We start from the raw sequence: 19,172 nt of genomic DNA, 5'->3' as shown, positions 1-19,172 counted from the left end.
TCCTCAGCTTCTTTAGCTTCTTCTGCTAATCTTGCTTCCTCAGCTTCTCTAGCTTCTGACTCTAGATTTTGACTTTCGTCTATATGAGCTCCTTCAACTGGCTTAGTCTCTTCTTTTCTTTTGAATAATTTCTTAAAAAATGACACGTATGGTCCTCCTTAACTTGTCTTTTTATCTAAATATTTTGTTGCCTCTTCAAGTTTAATTGAAAGGACAGTGGAAACACCTCTCTCTTGCATAGTCACACCATAAAGTGTATCTGCACGTTCCATTGTACCTTTTCTATGTGTAATAACAATGAATTGAGTGTCTTTTGAAAGATTTCCTAGATACTCTGCAAAACGTAATACGTTGGCATCATCTAGTGCCGCTTCAATCTCATCCAGTACGCAGAATGGTGATGGTTTAAGCTTAAGAATACCAAAGAGCAATGCAATAGCTGTTAGCGTTCTCTCTCCCCCTGATAGAAGGGTCATATTTTGTAGCTTCTTACCTGGTGGCTTAGCAATAATCTCAATCCCTGATTCAAGAATGTTCTCTTCATCCACTAATTGTAAGAATGCCATCCCACCGCCAAAGAGCTCTTTAAAGACATAACTGAAATTTTCTGCAATAACTGTAAACTGCTCTCTAAAGATTTCATGCATTTGCGCTGTAAGCTGATCAATAAGCTCCATTAATGTTGCTTCAGCTTTTTCAATATCTTGTCGCTGAGTAGATAAAAATTCAAAACGTGTTTTAGTCTCATCAAACTCTACTACTGCATTTACATTAACATGACCAATTACTTTTATTTGTGCACGTAATCTATCAGCTAATTTTTTCATTTCTACAATAGGCCCCATATCTTTCTTAAATGGTAAACATGCAGAATAAGTCAGTTCATACTGCTCCCACATATTATCGCTTTGTTTCTTCTCTTCTAGCTCTACCATTTCTTTTCTAGTCGTTAACCTATAATGTTCTTCTTTTAACTTCGCAACACGTTCTAATATACGTTCGATTTCTTTTTCATAATTTGATAACGTTTCTTCTAATTGAACACGCCCTTTTTCTAAGTCCACTTTACTTTGTTTGGAGTTTTCAATCTCCTCACCTAACTTTTTAATAGTTTCATGGGTATCTTCAATCGTAAGTCGAATTTTCTTCTCATCCTCAAGTAAAGAATCTTTACGTTCTATAATATTTAAATGTTGCTCATCCGAATTTGATAAGTTATGTTCAATATTTTTTATCTGCTCTTCAATATGTTTACGATTTTGAACTAACGTTGAAAGTGCAATTTTTTCTTCTGTTAATTCATTTCTTAGTGCCTCTCGCCTAGATTTAAGGCTTTCTAACTCTGCCTCTAATGCTTTAAGGCTTTCTTGATCCATAACAATAGTTTCTTCTAATGCTTTGATCTTGTCATAGACTTCATCCTTGCCTTTTGCTGCAACTTCTTTCGCTTCTTCTATGGAGAGTTTTTCTTCTACCAATTGAAGTTGAGATTGTTTTGTAAGCTTAAGACTATTTTCACCTTTATCTATTTCTAAGATAATCGTTTTTTCAGTTTCTTTTAAGCTTTCACATTGCTTGTATAGTGTTTCCCATTCTACTCTGAGGGTTTCTTTTTCTGCTTCATGGTCTTTAATCGCTTGACCTAATACTACCGTTTCTTCTTCTAACTGTACGTGTAAAGCCTGAAGCTCCTTGAGTTCTCTTGTACGAGAGAAAATATTATTCTTATTATTTTTACTTGCACCACCACTTAATGACCCCCCTGCATGGAACACCTCTCCATCCAAAGTTACAATTTTGTATCGGTATTTATACTTGCGTGCAATTTGTGAGGCATGATTCATATTGTCTACAATCAAAATACGCCCAAGTAGATTGGCTACAACAGGGCCATATATGTTATCAAAGGTAACAAGTTCACTCCCCAGTCCTAGGAATCCTGTCTCCTTGCGTAGTGCCGCTATATCCTGAACAGCTCCAAATGCTTGAATAGTATCCAAGGGTAAGAAAGTTACTTTGCTAATATTACGTTGTTTCATAAGTTGAATCATCGCTTTAGCATCTTGCTCAGTTTGTGTAACAATATTTTGCATTGCACCACCTAAAGCGGTTACAATAGCAATTTCATAGTCTTTTGGCACTTGAATGACATCGGCTGTAATACCTAGTATTCCTTGCCACTTTTCTGGCTCTTGCTTTTTAATAGTCAGAACTTGCTTGACACTTTGATAATAACCTTCAAAGTCATTCTTCACCTGTTCTAACCAAGCAATCTGCCGCTTTGCCTGATCCTTTTTCTGAGCATTAGAATGCCAGCTACGCTCAAGCTCTGTAAGGGTATCTTGAAGAATTTTTCTTTGTTCTTCAAGTTTATTAAAAGCTGTTTGTGCTTGCTCTAGCTTTTCTTTTGTTTCCTTTTCTTTTTTACGCCCCACTTGTAAACTTACTTCCTGATGCGTAATATCGCTATTTAAAGTTTGAATAGCCTCAGTTAATTGACTATAACGATAATCCATCTGTTCTTCAATCGAACTTTGCTTATCTATTTCTGACTTCAAAAGGTCTATTTGATGTATTTTATCAAATACCTCTGCCTTAGAGCTTTCAAGATTCTTTTCTTTTTGTTCCAGGCTCATTTGTTCTGTTTCAAACGCTGCCTCTTTTTTAATTAAGCGTTCTCTTTTTGTTGCTTCCTCTAATTCTAGAGCTGTTCCTTTAACTTTAAGCACTTGATGCTCATTTTGCATTGTTTCTTTATAGTCTTGTTGTTTCTTTGTATCCTTATCAATCTGATCAATCAATTGATGAATACTGCTAATACGTTCTTCGCTAATTTGAATGCTCGCTTGTTGACGCTGTTGGTCTTTTTCTAACTGACTAATATGATTAAGTAACTTTTCAAGTTCACTAAAAAGCTCTTGACGTTTTTCTTTGCATTCAGTTTGTCTAGTAAGTATGGTATCTTTTTGTGCGTTAGTATCCTTTAACTCACGTTCTATATTTTCTAACGTTTCACCTAGCTTTGCAGTATCTTGTTTAATACGCTCAACTTCTTCAATATAAAGATTAATGTCTACTTCTTTAAGTTCATCTTTTAATTTCCAATAAGACTTTGTCTTTTCTGCTTCTTTTTCTAAAGGCTCTAAACGTGATTCAATTTCACTCATAATATCATGTATACGCAGTAAATTTTCACGTTCTTTTTCAAGCTTTTTCTCTGCTTCTAGCCTTCTGACTTTATATTTATAGATACCTGCAGCTTCTTCGAATAAGCTACGTCTATCTTCTGGTTTTGAGCTTAAAATCTTGTCAATCTGACCTTGTCCAATGATTGAGTATCCTTCTTTCCCAATCCCTGTATCCATAAAGAGTTCTTGAATATCTTTAAGCCTACAATGTGACCCATTAATAAAATATTCGCTCTCTCCTGATCTATATACACGTCTTTTAATCACAACTTCTTCATATTCAATAGGAAGAACATGATCATCATTTTTAATATACATGGCTACTTCTGCATAACCTAAAGATTTTCGTTTTTCAGTTCCTGCAAAAATAATATCTTCCATTTTAGTCCCACGCAATGTCTTTGCACTTTGCTCTCCTAGAACCCATCTAATGGCATCTGCTACGTTACTTTTTCCACTTCCATTTGGACCAATAACGGCTGTTATCCCTTGTGGGATACTTAGCTTAACCGCATCACCGAAAGATTTAAATCCATGTATCTCTATTTTCGCTAGATACATATATCACCTCATCATTATTTTTCTAAAGCTTTTAAGGCTGTTTGAGCTGCACGCTGTTCGGCTTCTTTTTTACTTTTTCCTACCCCTTTACCTAGACATGCTTCACCATGGTAAACGGCAACATAGAAATCTTTATCATGATCTGGCCCTTTTTCATCAACCACCTCATAATGTAGTGGTTGAAGGCTTTCTCTTTGAATATTCTCTTGTAAAATGGTTTTAAAATCTGTATAAAGTGCATCCACTGAAAGGTGATCCACATTTTTTATAAGCGTAGCTGTCAAAAAGGCAACAACATCTTCAAACTGTCCATCTACAAAAATTGAACCTGTTACTGCTTCAAAGGCATCTGCCAAGATAGAATTACGTGTACGACCTCCAGTCATCTCTTCTCCTTTACCAAGAAGAATATAGCTTCCTAGCTCCATAAGACGTGCTGTCTTTGCTAATGAGCCTTCACAAACAATACTTGCTCTAATCTTCGATAAATCGCCTTCTGGCATACTTGGATATTTATCAAATAAATACTTACTAATAATTAAATCTAAAATAGCATCGCCTAAAAACTCCAGACGTTCATTATCTTTTATTTGTAAATTACGATGCTCATTGGCAAATGATCTATGTGTCACTGCATTTCTTAAATGTTCCAAGTCATTAAACTTATAACCTATACGAGCTTCTAACTCTATAAGTTTTTTTTGACTCATTATAGTTCCTAATTTTTTGTGCATATTAATCGCTCCTAATTTAAGTGAATAGCACACTTTAAATAGATTGTTGAATAATTAATAGATTTACCTATTCAACATTCTATTTAAGATATGCGAAAAGCCCCGCTAAGCGAGGCTATTTATTAATCTAATCCATTTGCTTGTTTAATGAATTCTACAACATCCCCTACTGTTGCAATATTTTCTGCATCTTCGTTGGAGATTTCTAAATCAAATTCTTCTTCTAAAGCCATTATAATTTGAAAAATATCCAGAGAATCTGCATTGAGGTCATCCGTAAAAGATGTTTCTAATGTTACATCTCCTTCTGAAATATTAAGCTGTTCACTAATAATTTCTCTGACTTTCTCAAATACCATACTAACACCTCTTATGAAAATTTATACTTTGATAATATTATATACATGTTTTGTAGTCAATATTATTTTTAACTAAATTTAGAAGCTATTTTCTCAACTAATTGATCTTCAATGAACTGTTCAGTTTGTAAGATTGTAGCATAAATCTGTTCTCTTTTAGAATTACCATGAGTTTTAACCACAAGTCCATTCACGCCTAGAAGTGGTGCACCACCTTTTGAGGCATAATCAAACTTCTGCTTAATATTTTTAATTCCTTTCATTATAAGTGCCGCAGCAAGCTTTGTGATGAAATTACGTTTGAATTCGGTCTTAAGCATGGAGAATACCCACATCCCGAATCCCTCCATAAATTTGAGCACTACATTCCCTACAAAAGCATCACAGACTAAAACATCAGCATGTCCAGCTGGTATTTCTCTTGCTTCAATATTTCCAATGAAGTTAACCTTGTCATCTTCTTTAAGAAGTTTGAAAGCTTCTTTTGTTAAACTATTACCTTTTTCTTCTTCTGTACCCACGTTAATGAGACCTACTTTAGGATTTTTAATACCCATACATTCTTCCATATAAACAGTTCCCATACGTGCAAACTGAGTAAGATAAGAAGGTTTTGCGTCCATATTAGCACCACAGTCAATAAGTAATGTATTGCCTGTCTTAGTTGGAATAATAGGGGCTAATGCAGGGCGTTCTACACCTTTAATTCTTCCCACTATTAAAGTTCCTCCAGCAAGTAATGCACCAGAGTTCCCAGCAGATACAAGGCCATCTACCTTTTTATCTTTAACAAGATTTAATCCAACTACCATTGATGACTCTTTTTTTGAACGAATTGCGCTAACAGGATGGTCTTCCATTGTAATACAGTCTTGGGCATCCACAATTTCAATTTTACTTGAATCATATGTAGTGTCCTTGAGTTTCTGGCGAATTACAGCTTCATTCCCTACAAGTACAAGTGTACTTTTGATTTCTTTAGAAGCTAAAATACATCCTTGAAGTACTTCGTCGGGTGCATAATCTCCACCCATAACATCTACTGCTATCCTTGGCATTTTCATCACCCTTTATCATTTACTACAATTTAACTAAATATGCAAAAAGACAGCATATAGCTGCCTTCTTGCCGAAAATTAATCTACTTTAACTACAACGCGATTTGCGTAAGAACCACATGCTTTACAAACACGGTGTGGCATCATAAGTTCACCACATTTAGAACATTTTACTAAGTTAAGTGGAGAAAGTTTCCAATTTGCTTTACGTTGGTTTCTTCTTGCTTTACTAGTCTTTCTTTTTGGTACTGCCATGTTAACACCTCCTCAGTTGCTATTCTTTGCTATTAAGACAAAAAATATCTTTTAGCGCCTCTAGTCTTGGATCGATGTCAGCTTTATCACATTTACATGTGACTTCATTCAAGTTGGCACCACATTCTAGGCACATTCCTTTGCAATCCTCTTTGCAGAGGGATTTCATTGGCATGGCCATAGCAATACTCTCTAAAATGGTATCTGACAAATCAACACTAGATTTTGTCACACGTTTAATATCCTCATCCCCTATAAGCAATTCCTCGCTTGTAGAAAATTGGTCATCAAGTATGGCATGCAGAGGATAATCAAACGTACGCATGCAACGATCACATACAAGCTTAAGTGTGATGTCGACTTCACCTTTTACAGTGTAAAGCTCACCGCTTTTTTCGACTGTCCCATATACTCTTGCAGTGTAATCTGTCACCTTGCTTAACAATCTTAGATTTGGTAAAGAAATTTGTATTTCTTTATCAAATTCTAGTATGTCTTGTTTTGTAAGTGTCTGGATATTTATTATCATTCGTTTTCACTCCACTAGGTAACACTTCTGTAATTATACATATCCTAGGATATTTTGTCAATGGATTATTTGTGAAGTAATCTTTTAGCGTCTCTTGCAATCATAAGTTCTTCATTTGTTGGTACTAATAACATACGAACTTTTGCATTTTCTGCTGATAGATCTCTTTCTACACCACGACATTTATTTTTTTCAACATCGATTTCAACGCCTAACCATGTAAGCATATTTGCAACTTCTTCTCTCATGATTGCATTGTTTTCACCAAGGCCACCTGCGAAACAGATTGCATCTACACCATTCATAAGTGCTGCATATGCACCAATGTATGATACTAAACGATGTTGGAATGCATCCATTGTGAAACGAGATGCTTCATCACCAGCTACAACACCATCTTCGATTTCTCTAAAGTCACTACCCATTTCAGATAATGCAAGTACACCTGATTTTTTGTTAAGCATAGCATCTACTTCTTTAGCGCTCATGCCTTCTTTTTCCATTAAAAATGGAATAATAGCAGGATCGATATCTCCTGAACGTGTACCCATTACAAGACCTGCAAGTGGTGTGAAGCCCATTGATGTTTCCACAGATTCACCATTTTTAACAGCACATACACTTGCACCGTTACCTAAATGACATACAATGATTTTAGCTTCTTCAACTGGTTTACCAATCATTTCAGCAGCTTTTTGTGATACATATTTATGTGATGTACCATGGAAACCATATTTACGAACACCATGTTTTTTGTAGTATTCTTGTGGAATAGCATACATAAAAGCTTCTTTTGGCATTGTTTGGTGGAAAGCAGTATCAAATACAGCTACCATAGGTACACCTGGCATAAGTTCTTCACATGCACGAATACCTGTTAAGTTTGCTGGATTATGAAGTGGTGCAAGATCACAACAATCTTCGATTGCTTTGATAACTTCATCTGTGATTACTACAGAGTCAGTGAATTTTTCTCCACCATGTACGATACGGTGACCTACTGCATCAATTTCATCAATTGAAGATACACATGCAGTTGTACCTGTTGTAATCATCTCGATCATTTTTTCTAGTGCTTCTTTGTGAGTATGGAATTCACATGGAATTTTCACTGTTTCTTGACCTTCTGTTGTGTGTTTGATGAAAGAACCATCAATACCTATTCTTTCACAGATACCGATAGCTAATACGCTTTCGGTTTCCATGTTTAATACTTGATACTTAAGTGATGAACTACCACAGTTTACTACTAAAACGTTCATTGAACTCTCTCCTTAAAAATAAATTATAATAATTTGTTACTAGTTATTTTGAGCTTGTACTGCTGTAACTGCTACAACACCAACGATGTCATCTGCGCTACAACCTCTTGATAAGTCATTTACAGGTTTAGCAATACCTTGTGTAATAGGACCATAAGCTTGCGCTTTTGCAAGACGTTGTACAAGTTTGTAACCGATATTACCTGCATCTAAGTCAGGGAAAACAAGTACATTTGCTTTACCTGCTACTTTACTTTCTGGTGCTTTTGCAGCCCCAACTTCTGGTACGATTGCAGCATCTAATTGAAGCTCGCCATCAACAGTAAGTTCTGGATATTCAGCTTTTGCAATACGTGTAGCTTCTACAACTTTATCTACATCAGCGTGTTTTGCACTACCGTATGTAGAGTGAGAAAGCATTGCTACAATAGGTTCTTCCCCTACTAATTGTTTAAAGCTTTTTGCTGAACTATCAGCAATTGCTGCAAGTTCTTCTGAATTTGGATTTTGGTTAAGTCCACAGTCAGAAAATACGAAAATACCCTTTGAACCTAAGTCACAATTTGGTACGTCCATTAAGAAGAATGAAGATACAAGTTTTGTACCTTTAGCTGTTTTTAAGATTTGAAGAGATGGTCTAAGAACATTAGCTGTTGAGTTGACTGCACCAGCAACCATACCATCAGCTTTGCCCATTTTTACCATCATTACACCTAAGAATAAAGAATCTTTTTGAAGAAGTTCAGTTGCTTTTTCAGTTGTCATACCTTTAGCACCACGAAGTTCTACAAGTTTCTCAATATAAGTATTCATTTCTTCAAATGTTTGAGGATCTACAATTTGAGCTTTTTCTAAATTTAAGCTATCTGCTTTATTTAAAATCTCTTCTCTGTTACCAATAAGAATAAGATCTGCAATTTCTTCCTTTAAGATAGCATGTGCAGCATTAAGCGTACGCATATCTCCTGTTTCTGGTAAAACAATTGTTTTCTTGTCACTTTTTGCACGTGCTTTAATTGAATCTAAAAAAGACATAATAAAACCCCTTTCAAATTTTTCCTTTTATCAATTCCTCTTTTCATATTATATAAAATGTATCTCGTGTATACAAGAGTGAATTTGAAAAAATTCGTCTTTCTTGTAAGTTTAGTCTTTAATCTGACTATACTTTAAGATAAAATAGAAACCACTTACTTTATACTTTTGGAGGTCTGTATGCATATTATTGGTATAGTTGTAGAATATAACCCGTTTCATAACGGACATTTCTATCAAATTCAACAAATACGCAAGAAGTATCCAGGATGTGCAATCGTCGTAGTGATGAGTGGTCATTTTTCTCAAAGAGGCCTTCCTTGTGTACTTGATAAATTTTCTCGTAGTGAAATGGCTTTAGCCTGTGGTGTTGACTTGGTCCTAGAGCTTCCAGTTGTCTATGCTACTGCAAGTGCTGAACGTTTTTCTCAAGCCGCTGTTAGCCTCTTACACAAATCTGGAATTGTAGATATACTCTGTTTCGGAAGTGAAACACCGGATCTTGCACTTATGCAAGAGCTTGCTTCTTTATTACTTGAAGAGCCTCCTTTCGTGTCTGCTCAAATAAAAAATTATTTGTCTCAAGGTGAAAGCTATCCCCGCGCTCGTCTTTTAAGTATAAAAGAATACTTATCCACTTATACTAAGGATACCGTAGATACACTAGAAACCATTCTTTCAAGTCCTAATAATATTTTAAGTATTGAATATTTAAAGGCTTTAAAACATTTAAACTCTCCTATTCAGCCTTTTCCTATTCAGCGTCATATAGCTGGTTATCACGAGACGACCATTGAGGGACCCATTGCTTCAGCTACAGCAATCCGACAGGATCTCGCACTTGGAGAAGGACATAAAGCTAAAGGAAGTATGCCAGAGCCTGCATATCATCTTCTTAATCAATATACACCTAAATCGATTAATCTTGATGATTATTCAGAGCTCTTTCATTATAAGATGATTATGTCCAACCTTGAAAGTTTATATGCGGTATGGGATATTCCTTCTAACTTATGTCGCTCTCTATACCATGCTAGCAAGACACTTCAGCCACTCTCAGAGATTGTCAATCAGGTTACCTCAAAAACCTATACGCGTGCTACGGTTCAACGTGCTATTATCCGTATTTTGCTCAGCGTTCAAACTGATGATTTGTTAGCTTTAGAAAAACTTAATTGGATTCCATATATTCATGTCTTAGGTTGTAATAAAACTTCTACGGCCTTACTTTCTCTCCTAAGTCAAAAATCAGAAGTTCCCCTACTTATTAATGTAAGTAAAGATGAAAATAATCTTGATGACTTAGGCCAAAAACTCTTTAACTATGAGCTTCAAGCAAGTAAACTCTATGCTTTACTTAGCCAAGATGCTATACTCTTAGAAAAAGATTATAAATATCATCCCATTAGACGTTAAAAAAAGGTATGTTGCATAAAAACTTTATGCAACATACCTTTTTTATTTTTAATTTCCACTTGTCCTAAAACTGTTATTTTTTATATAGGCTTGTCATACAATAGATAAAGCCATTAATGGCATGAATCCTCAAAAGGAGATGCATACTATGCGAAAAGCTTTTACTGCCTGTTTTATTATTTTCCTTATGCTCATTATGTTACTTGAACCAGGCATCTGCATTGAAGGAGCCACTTCAGGTCTGTTACTCTGGTTCCAAAAAGTTTTGCCTTCATTATTACCTTTTATTATTCTTATTAACTTACTCTGCTTCTTAGGAATAGTTTTCAAATTTAGCAAAGTGATTACACCTGTTACTACTAAACTTTTTCATCTATCTGGAAGTGCTTTCTTAGCCTTTGTATTAGGTCTTATTAGTGGTTATCCAATGGGTGCAAAACTAATCAAAAACTTATTAGAATCAGGTGAAATAACCTTTGAAGAAGCTCAGAAAGCATTGTGTTTTTGTTCTAACTGTGGCCCTTTGTTTATCATTGGGACCATTGGAACGCTTATGCTTGGCCAAACCAACTTAGGCTACTTTTTACTTCTCGTACACATCTTGTCTGCTTTTCTTATGCTCTTACTTAGCCGTTTCTATCATCTATCTTCTACTAACAGTGTATCAAAAAGCTTACCCACAAATAGCAAAATGAGTTTTTCACAAGCCTTTACTGCAAGTATTCAAAATGGTATGGATACGATCGTTTATGTAGGTGGCTATATTATTTTCTTCTCAATGCTTATGAAATTACTTGGTCACTCTGCATTTTATAACAAGTTCACGCAAATATTAGGTCAGCTCATACATATTGACGGTACACTTATACATACCTTTTGTTTAAGTTTATTTGAATTCTCAAGTGGAAGTGCTGCGCTTACAAGCTTACTTCCAAAAGGTGTACCCTTATTCGCCTGCCTTTCAGCTCTTGTTGCATTTGGTGGTATTTGTGTACTTTTTCAAACCCAATATGTTCTTCAGGGATCAGGGCTTTCTATTAAACCCTACATACTCTCAAAGCTTCTACAGGCACTTCTCGCTTTTATTCTAACCTTTGTACTCTTCCCTATTTGGAATTATTTCTTTAATAGTATACCTTATAATTTTAATGTAATCTGGTCTATTTTGCTTGGTATGGCACTTCTTTGTATTTGTTATTTCTTTAGAAGTTTAGCATCCTCTATGAAAGTACTTGAACGCAGTTAACATACTTTCTCCTAAAGATCATTCCACAGTAAGATATAAAAAAGATGAGTCCCATTATATAAATAATGGGACTCATCTTTTTTATATCTTACTCTTAAAACACACCTTAAATTAAGAATATTATCTATTCTTGTTCTCTCACTTCTTGAATTTGCATTGGAGCAGGATGAATCATATCTTTTAATTCTTGTCTATGATCATAAAGAATACGTAATTCACTTGTAATATAGTTTTCAAATTTTTGAGTTTCTCTATGAATAGAATCTAATGTTGCTTTAAGCTGTTGTTCTGCTACTTTTACCGTTTCATTAGCATATTCAATGGAACCAATACGAATATCTCTTGCATCTTTACGTGCATTTTCTAAAATCATTTGTGCACGTTCCTCTGCATATTTTGTAATTTCATGTTGCTCAATCATTTTTGATAGGGTTTCTTGAGCCTCTTGTATAATCAATTGCCCTTCATTATGAGCTTCTGCTAAAATTTTGTTACGTTCATCTACAATCCAAACAGATTGTTGTAATTCATTTGGAAGTTTCATACGCATATCTTTGATACACTCTAAAAAATCATCACGATCAATAGAAACTTTACTACTCATAAAGCTACTTTTAGCTTCTTCTAATAAATCCTCCATTTGATCAAGTAAAGACATAATTTCTGTTTCCTTAGTATATTCCACTTACATTTCCTCCCTTTTAAATCTTTTCTCTAGCGCCCCCGCTACATATTCTGGTACAAGTTCATGAAAACGGCCATTAAATCTAACCAGTTCACGTACTGAACTCGAGCTCAAAAATGAATATTGTGCATTTGTTACTAAAAATATTGTTTCAACTCTTGGTAATAAACTTTTATTAATTTGTGCCATCTGCATTTCATACTCAAAATCTGTCACTGCTCGTAGGCCACGAATAATTACATCTGCGTCTTTTGCTTTTGCATAGTCTACTAATAGTCCTGAGAACGTTTCTACTTTTACATTTGGAAGATGTGAAATACTTTTTTCAATAAGCTCCATACGCTCTTCAGTCTTAAACATTCCTTCACCCTTATGAGGATTTGTAAGAACAGATACATACAGAAGATCTACCAGTTTAGCTGCTCTTTCAATGATATCCATGTGTCCTTTAGTTATAGGGTCAAAACTCCCTGGATAAACTCCTATTTTCACGCTACTGTATCCTTTCAAAAAAACTTAAAGTTGTCGTTTTATATGTCTTTTCTTTAATCAATGTAAAATGATCAAATTGAGGCGTGTGTTTGGTTGTACCGCGTTCTAAAATGATATACCCTCCTTCATTAAGTAAAGCATATTCATTGATACATTCAAATACACGTTCAATGCCTTCTATTGCATAAGGTGGATCCATAAATATAATATCAAATTTCTCATTTTTGTGCTTTAATTTTTGTAATGCTGTATATATATCTATATTATACACAATTGCATCATCTTGCAATCTTGTTTTTTCTAAATTTGTTTTAATACACTTCAACGCATCTGAGTGATGTTCTACCAAAACTGCACGTTCTGCCCCACGACTAAGTGCCTCAATAGCAATTGCACCACTACCGCTAAATAAATCTAAAAATTTACATCCAGGTATATCAAAGCTAATCATATTAAAAAGTGTTTCTTTAATACGGTCTACTGTAGGACGTGTATTCACCCCTTCAGGTGCTTCTAATTTTGTTCCTCTGTTTTTTCCACTAATAACGCGCACATTCTGTCTCCTTTACATTAAACTTCATGCCGTATTATACCTTATCTCTAGAATCTTGTCATCCGTTAATCGAATTATAAGGCTTTATGCATTTGTTCTCCATCTGTATAATCTAGTAATTTCTCCTTTAAGCCTTGATGAAGAGGATGGCTTAAGTCTGGATCCTGTCTTAAAAGTTCTGAGGCTGCCTGTTGTGCTACCTTTAAAACTTTAGCATCTGTATAAAGGTTTGCAATCTTCATTTCTGGTAGCCCATGTTGCTTGGTTCCAAAGAAGTCTCCAGGCCCACGTAATTTAAGATCTGTATCTGCAATAACAAAACCATCTGTACTTTCTTCCATAATTTTAAGACGTTTCTTCGTTACTTTATTTTTAGAATCGCTTACAAGTACACAGTAAGATTGATGTTTTCCACGCCCTACACGTCCCCTTAACTGATGGAGCTGTGCAAGGCCAAAACGTTCTGCATTCTCTATCATCATGACCGTTGCATTGGGTACATTGACGCCAACCTCAACTACTGTTGTTGAAACTAAAATATGAATTTCTCCTTTTGCAAAAGCTTCCATGACTTTATTTTTCTCTTTTGGTTTCATTTTCCCATGTAAAATGCCTATTTCAAAATGTGGGAATACTTGTTCTTTCAGATACGCTGCATATTCTGTTACACTTTTTAGCTCGGATTGTTTCTCATTTTCTTCTACCATTGGACAAATAATATAACATTGACGTCCTTCTCTAATATGCTTATCTATAAATTGATAGATTCTTGCATGATAAGACGAATCCACTGCATTCGTCTTAATAGGCTGTCTCCCTGGAGGCAGTTCGTCAATAATAGATATATCCATATCACCGTATAAAATAAGTGCTAACGTTCGAGGAATTGGTGTTGCAGTCATAACAATAACATCTGGTGTCTCTCCTTTTTCTGAGAGTTTAAGACGTTGTCTTACACCGAAACGATGCTGCTCATCTGTAATAACAAGACCTAGCTTTGGTATTTCTACGTTATCCTCAATAAGTGCATGGGTTCCTACAACTAAATCGATTTCTCCAGTTGCAAGCTCCGCTAAAATACCCCGCTTCTCTTTAGCTGTTGTAGATCCTGTTAGGAGAGCTACTTTTATATCAAACTGATTAAATACTTGTTCCAAAAATTCAAAATGCTGTTTTGCAAGTACTTCTGTTGGTGCCATTAAAGCGCCTTGATACCCATTTTTAATAGCAATAAAAAGACTAGCTGCAGCGATAACCGTCTTTCCTGAACCAACATCTCCTTGTACAAGGCGATTCCCAGCGTACTCACTTTTAAGATCTTTGGCAATCTCATTCATAACACGTTTTTGAGCCCCTGTAAATTCAAAGGGTAAACCTGCTAAAAAGTCTTTAAAACTTTCAGGAAGCTTTTTGCTACGCCCCTTAGTTCTCGCTAAAAAATCTGATTTCAAAACAAAGAGACTCAGTTGCAAGAAGAAGAGTTCTTCAAACACAAGACGCTTTCTAGCTTCAAAGAAAGCTTCATCTTGACTTGGAAAGTGAATATTAGTAAGCGCAAAATTTTTGCTTTTTAGATCATATTTAGTTCTAAAATCTTCTGGAAGTGGATCTTCTATCTCAGGCAGGGCTAAACTCAACGCTTGCTCAATCAACTGTCTTATAACCTTTTGTGAAAGTTTTTGTGTTGTTGGATAAATAGGTATAATCTTAGCTGTTTTTTGAGAAGTACCCTGTTCTAGCTTCTCATATTCTGGACTTTCCATTTCTATACGCCCATATTGCCTTCTTATTTTCCCATAAAAATTATAAGTATCTCCTACTACAAAATTATTTTTCATATAAGGTTGTCCATAAAATACAATATAGATACTTCCAGTCTCATCTTTCACTCTAAACTTAACTATAATTTTATATCCCTTTTTCATAATCTCAGGTTTTGAGGTTACAGTGGCTACAATATTATTATCTTCATCCATTACTGTCTCTGATATTTTTGCAATTTGCCTTCTATCCTCGTATTCTCTAGGATAATGTTCAACTAAATCTTCAATGGTTTCTATACCAATTTTATTAAACTTTTTTATAGTTTGTTCGCCTACACCTTTTAATTCCATAATGGAATCTGTAAGAAACATATTTTCACCCCTTTACTTATAAAATGTCCTTAAACCCATAAAAAGAGAAGGCCATCACAAAACCTACAGTTTCTTTTGTGATAGCCCTTTTATTTTATTTCATGTTATTCTGCTGAAATCATGAAGTAATAAACTGGTTGACCACCTGAATGTACTTCCACATCTGCTTCTGGGAAACCACCTTCTGCAATAGCGACATAATCTTCAGCTTGTTCTTCAGTAATTTCTTCACCATAGTAAATAGTGATAATTTCTGCTTCTTCATTCATTTTTGCAAGAAGTTCAGTAAATGTTGCCTTTAAGTCACTATTGTGCACAACAATATTACCTTCTAAAATACCTAAGTATTCACCTTCTTTAATTTCTTGCCCATCAATTGTTGTATCTCTTACTGCAATAGTAATTTGTGCTGTTTCTACTGTTGAAATTGCTTCATTCATAGCTTCAACAACTTTTTTGATATCTCCACTCTCATCGTGGTTAACCATCGCAGTAATACCTTGTGGGATTGTTTTTGAAGGAATAACATGTACATGACATTCTGTTTCAATATTAGCAGCTTGTTCTGCAGCTAATATAATATTTTTGTTATTAGGTAAGATAATAACTTCTTCCGCATGGGCACGTTCAATAGCTTCACTAATATCCTCAGTACTTGGATTCATTGTTTGGCCACCTTCAATCACTTCATCTACACCTAAACTCTTCATAATTTCTACTAAGCCTTCACCTGCTACGATAGAAACAAAAGCTAAAGGCTTACGTGGTCCTTTATCTTCTACTTGTTCGCCATCAGCTAGAATAGAAGTATGTTGTTCACGCATATTTTCAATTTTTATGCTTGTTAATGAGCCAAATTCAAGACCTTTTTGAAGCGCAAGACCTGGATTATCTGTATGAACATGAATTTTAATGAAAGTTTCATCTGATACAGCTACAAGGCTATCACCAATTGTTTCTAGATACTCTCTTACTGCAGTTTCATTATAATTTGCTTTGGGATCACGATTAACAATAAACTCTGTACAGTAACCAAAAGTAATATCTTCTGTATTAAAGTTTTTAAGTGCTTGGAATGCTGCTGTATTTGGCTTTGAAACTGGCTTTTTGATGTTAATTTGAATATCACCAGTGATTACCATTGCTGCACCTTCTAAAATGCAAAGAAGACCTTGTCCACCTGCATCTACTACACCTGCTTCTTTTAATACAGGAAGCATGTCTGGCGTTTGATGAAGTACTTCATAACCATGTTCTAATACGCGCTTTGCAAACTCTTCCATATCTGTAACTTCCATGCTAAGTTGCATTGCTTTTGTAGCCACTTCTCTTGCTACTGTAAGAATGGTTCCTTCTTTTGGTTTCATAACAGCTTTATAGGCTGTATCTACGCCTGCTTGGAAAGCATTTGCTAAAGTTAAGGTATCAATAGGTTCATTTGTTAACGCTTTTGCAAAGCCACGAATAAGCTGAGATAAGATAACCCCCGAGTTACCTCTTGCACCTCTTAATGAGCCTGATGCTGCTGCATTACCAACTTCCATAACATTAGTTGGATCAACCTTTTCTACTTCCTTTGCTGCTGCAAGCATTGTGAGTGACATATTTGTTCCTGTATCTCCATCTGGAACAGGGAAAACATTTAATTCATTCACCATATTTTTCTTTTCATCTAAAAGCTTAGCTCCTGCTACAAACATACTTTGTAGAAGCTTTGCATCTATCACTTCTAATTTCACTTTTATGTGCCTCCTCAAAATTACCTCTATGATTAGTTGTCTACGCGTACGCCTTCGACATAAACTTTAATTTGTCTTACTTCTAAACCTAACATATCTTTAACTTTATATTTAACAGTGCTCATAAGGTTTTCTGTAACTGCAGAAATTTTTGTACCATATTCAACAATAATATGGAACTCGATGTTAACACCATCATCTTCGCATACTTGTACAGCAATACCTTTAGTAAGACTTTCACCTTTTAGGAGTTGCACAATACCATCTTTAACATTTCTTGCTGCCATACCTACAATACCATAACATTCTGTAGCTGTTATACCACTGATTTGTGCAATAACCTCTTCACTCATTGTAATAGTACCGTATTCATTTGAAAATTTTCCGCCCATTCTTATACCTCCTTATTTATTTTCTTGTTTATACCTTAATTTTAATGTTTATCATGCTTTTGCTTCATATTATAACATTGTTTACTTTATAAATAAAGTATTTACAGGTTAGCTTTTCTAACTATTTTATTTTTTAGACAAATAAATAGGACAACACACTTGAAATATAACTTATTATCTGTTAGAATATCAGTTGTTATGTCACGGATATTATTTTAAGGAGGTGTTTACAGTGGCAAAATGTGAAATTTGTTCAAAAGACGTACACTTTGGTATCAAAGTAAGTCACTCTCATAGAAGATCAAATAAAATGTGGAAAGCGAACGTGAAAAAAGTTAAAATCAACGCTAATGGTGTTGTTAGAACTGCTAACGTATGTACACGTTGTTTACGTTCAAACTTAGTTGCTCGTGCGTAGTATCAAAGTTTAATAGATTCCATAGTTCATTGTTTGAATGAATTATGGAATTTTTATTTCCATAAAAAAAGGGTGTATCCTTGGGATACGCCCCTTTTTTTATGCTTTACCACCTTTATAAACTTTGCCTACTATCTTTCCTAACCACTTTGGTAATTTAATTACATAAATCTTCATAAGGCACCTCCCCTTAGCCACAGGTTAATATATATCCTATTAAAATTAAAATCGCAGCTGTTGTCAGAATCCACCCAAGTGCAGGTATTACAATAACTAGTAACATGCCACATCCTACACAAAAGCAGACAAGACCTAATACATGTTTTTTCATCATTCAACCCTGCTTTCTTGTGTGTCATCTTCATTCTTATATATCCATATTATTCCAACAAAAAATAAAGTGTGCATTATTTTGCACACTTTATTTTTATGTTGCACTGGGCTTATTCTATTCTAGAGAAGCTTATACTATTTTATCATTTTAATCTCTTGCTTGAATGACAATTAAAACGCCTTCTTCTATTTTGACCTTAGCTGTTTCTTCTAACATATAGTTACTTACACCATAAGGCTTACCTATATGGAATTCACCATCTTCTAAACCATATGCAAGAGATGTAGTCTTTACCCCTTTTACAACAGGTGTAAAGGGAATTAAACTAACTAAATCCCCTTTTCCCCCTACAAGTTCTAGTTCTTTATCCAATAAACGAATAATATGCCTATCACTATATAGTGTAACTTCTACACCTTTTTGTAAAGCTTTATACATTAGATGAATATTAGCAAGCGAATGGTCCATTCTACTACCTATGCCACCCCATAAGTCAATTTGCACAGCACCTAAACTTATAGCCGTATCTAATGCTAATTCAGTATCTGTTTCATCTTTTTCACAAGGTGCCTTTGTAATTTTTACATTTTGTCTTTTAAAAAATTCTAGGTCATTTTCATTACAGCTATCAAAGTCACCCAATATTTCGTCTGGACATATACCTAATTTCTTAGCATGCTTCATGCCATTATCAGCACATAATATATAATCATAATGTTTTTGCTTCTGACAAAATGTATAATCTCCATATTCTCCATTGGTCAAAATCAAAATGTTCATT

At 34.8% G+C, this 19,172-nt stretch carries 19 protein-coding genes; 3 read left to right on the top strand and 16 right to left on the bottom strand.

Features of this window, described 5'->3' with window-relative positions; all coding sequences use genetic code 11:
- Nucleotides 1-158: 158 nt before the first annotated feature.
- The 8 genes from smc to pta all read right to left on the bottom strand — a co-directional run bounded on the left by smc (nucleotide 159) and on the right by pta (nucleotide 8,981).
- The gene (gene smc, locus PBV87_RS16760; protein WP_271013019.1) at nucleotides 159-3,749 is read right to left on the bottom strand and encodes a chromosome segregation protein SMC; all 3,591 of its coding nucleotides are present in this window, start codon (nucleotides 3,747-3,749) and stop codon (nucleotides 159-161) included.
- 14 nt (nucleotides 3,750-3,763) lie between these two features.
- Nucleotides 3,764-4,483 (bottom strand): ribonuclease III, encoded by a 720-nt coding sequence (gene rnc, locus PBV87_RS16755; protein WP_271013018.1) that lies wholly within the window; start codon nucleotides 4,481-4,483, stop codon nucleotides 3,764-3,766.
- Nucleotides 4,484-4,605: 122 nt separating this feature from the next.
- Complete coding sequence (acpP, locus tag PBV87_RS16750; protein WP_053983982.1) at nucleotides 4,606-4,842, bottom strand: acyl carrier protein; 237 nt, start codon at nucleotides 4,840-4,842, stop codon at nucleotides 4,606-4,608.
- Between the two features lie 68 nt (nucleotides 4,843-4,910).
- A complete protein-coding gene (gene plsX / locus PBV87_RS16745; RefSeq protein WP_271013017.1) occupies nucleotides 4,911-5,900 on the bottom strand; it encodes a phosphate acyltransferase PlsX in 990 nt (329 codons plus the stop codon).
- A gap of 78 nt (nucleotides 5,901-5,978) precedes the next feature.
- Complete coding sequence (gene rpmF / locus PBV87_RS16740) at nucleotides 5,979-6,155, bottom strand: 50S ribosomal protein L32 (RefSeq protein WP_053983984.1); 177 nt, start codon at nucleotides 6,153-6,155, stop codon at nucleotides 5,979-5,981.
- 19 nt (nucleotides 6,156-6,174) lie between these two features.
- Nucleotides 6,175-6,684, bottom strand: a complete 510-nt coding sequence (locus PBV87_RS16735; protein WP_053983985.1) for a YceD family protein — start codon at nucleotides 6,682-6,684, stop codon at nucleotides 6,175-6,177.
- 65 nt (nucleotides 6,685-6,749) lie between these two features.
- Entirely contained in the window at nucleotides 6,750-7,946 is a 1,197-nt protein-coding gene (locus tag PBV87_RS16730; RefSeq protein WP_271013016.1) for an acetate/propionate family kinase, read from the bottom strand.
- 39 nt (nucleotides 7,947-7,985) lie between these two features.
- On the bottom strand, nucleotides 7,986-8,981 hold the full coding sequence (gene pta, locus PBV87_RS16725; protein ID WP_271013015.1) for a phosphate acetyltransferase: 996 nt from the start codon (nucleotides 8,979-8,981) through the stop codon (nucleotides 7,986-7,988).
- A 180-nt stretch (nucleotides 8,982-9,161) separates the two neighbouring features.
- On the opposite strand from pta, the gene PBV87_RS16720 reads away from it, so the two are divergent.
- Both PBV87_RS16720 and PBV87_RS16715 read left to right on the top strand, forming a co-directional pair.
- The gene (locus PBV87_RS16720) at nucleotides 9,162-10,397 is read left to right on the top strand and encodes a nucleotidyltransferase (RefSeq protein WP_271013014.1); all 1,236 of its coding nucleotides are present in this window, start codon (nucleotides 9,162-9,164) and stop codon (nucleotides 10,395-10,397) included.
- A gap of 148 nt (nucleotides 10,398-10,545) precedes the next feature.
- Nucleotides 10,546-11,643 (top strand): hypothetical protein, encoded by a 1,098-nt coding sequence (locus PBV87_RS16715; RefSeq protein WP_271013013.1) that lies wholly within the window; start codon nucleotides 10,546-10,548, stop codon nucleotides 11,641-11,643.
- Between the two features lie 124 nt (nucleotides 11,644-11,767).
- On the opposite strand, the gene PBV87_RS16710 is transcribed toward PBV87_RS16715, so the two are convergent.
- The 6 genes from PBV87_RS16710 to PBV87_RS16685 all read right to left on the bottom strand — a co-directional run bounded on the left by PBV87_RS16710 (nucleotide 11,768) and on the right by PBV87_RS16685 (nucleotide 17,639).
- Nucleotides 11,768-12,328 carry an ATPase gene (locus PBV87_RS16710; RefSeq protein ID WP_271013012.1) on the bottom strand — a complete coding sequence of 187 codons (561 nt, stop codon included), beginning with the start codon at nucleotides 12,326-12,328 and terminating at the stop codon, nucleotides 11,768-11,770.
- On the bottom strand, nucleotides 12,329-12,820 hold the full coding sequence (gene coaD, locus PBV87_RS16705) for a pantetheine-phosphate adenylyltransferase (protein WP_053983991.1): 492 nt from the start codon (nucleotides 12,818-12,820) through the stop codon (nucleotides 12,329-12,331).
- Between the two features lies 1 nt (nucleotide 12,821).
- Nucleotides 12,822-13,373, bottom strand: coding sequence for a 16S rRNA (guanine(966)-N(2))-methyltransferase RsmD (gene rsmD / locus PBV87_RS16700; RefSeq protein WP_053983992.1), 552 nt, complete (start codon nucleotides 13,371-13,373; stop codon nucleotides 12,822-12,824).
- 74 nt (nucleotides 13,374-13,447) lie between these two features.
- The gene (gene recG, locus PBV87_RS16695) at nucleotides 13,448-15,508 is read right to left on the bottom strand and encodes an ATP-dependent DNA helicase RecG (protein WP_053983993.1); all 2,061 of its coding nucleotides are present in this window, start codon (nucleotides 15,506-15,508) and stop codon (nucleotides 13,448-13,450) included.
- 104 nt (nucleotides 15,509-15,612) lie between these two features.
- Nucleotides 15,613-17,247, bottom strand: coding sequence for a DAK2 domain-containing protein (locus PBV87_RS16690; RefSeq protein ID WP_271013011.1), 1,635 nt, complete (start codon nucleotides 17,245-17,247; stop codon nucleotides 15,613-15,615).
- Between the two features lie 32 nt (nucleotides 17,248-17,279).
- Nucleotides 17,280-17,639, bottom strand: coding sequence for an Asp23/Gls24 family envelope stress response protein (locus PBV87_RS16685; protein WP_053983995.1), 360 nt, complete (start codon nucleotides 17,637-17,639; stop codon nucleotides 17,280-17,282).
- 232 nt (nucleotides 17,640-17,871) lie between these two features.
- Here PBV87_RS16685 and rpmB point away from each other — a divergent pair, with 232 nt between their 5' ends.
- On the top strand, nucleotides 17,872-18,057 hold the full coding sequence (rpmB, locus tag PBV87_RS16680; RefSeq protein WP_053983996.1) for a 50S ribosomal protein L28: 186 nt from the start codon (nucleotides 17,872-17,874) through the stop codon (nucleotides 18,055-18,057).
- Nucleotides 18,058-18,247: 190 nt separating this feature from the next.
- On the opposite strand, the gene PBV87_RS16675 is transcribed toward rpmB, so the two are convergent.
- Together PBV87_RS16675 and PBV87_RS16670 are read right to left on the bottom strand one after the other, a co-directional pair.
- Nucleotides 18,248-18,388 carry a hypothetical protein gene (locus PBV87_RS16675; RefSeq protein WP_198524893.1) on the bottom strand — a complete coding sequence of 47 codons (141 nt, stop codon included), beginning with the start codon at nucleotides 18,386-18,388 and terminating at the stop codon, nucleotides 18,248-18,250.
- 150 nt (nucleotides 18,389-18,538) lie between these two features.
- Nucleotides 18,539-19,171: a thiamine diphosphokinase gene (locus PBV87_RS16670; protein WP_053983997.1), complete on the bottom strand. Its 633-nt coding sequence runs from the start codon at nucleotides 19,169-19,171 to the stop codon at nucleotides 18,539-18,541.
- Nucleotide 19,172: the final 1 nt, after the last annotated feature.

It is taken from the genome of Holtiella tumoricola (assembly GCF_027857615.1).
In the GTDB taxonomy this organism is placed as follows: Bacteria; Bacillota; Clostridia; order Lachnospirales; family Cellulosilyticaceae; genus Holtiella; species Holtiella tumoricola.
This window is presented reverse-complemented; position numbering and strand designations above follow the sequence as displayed.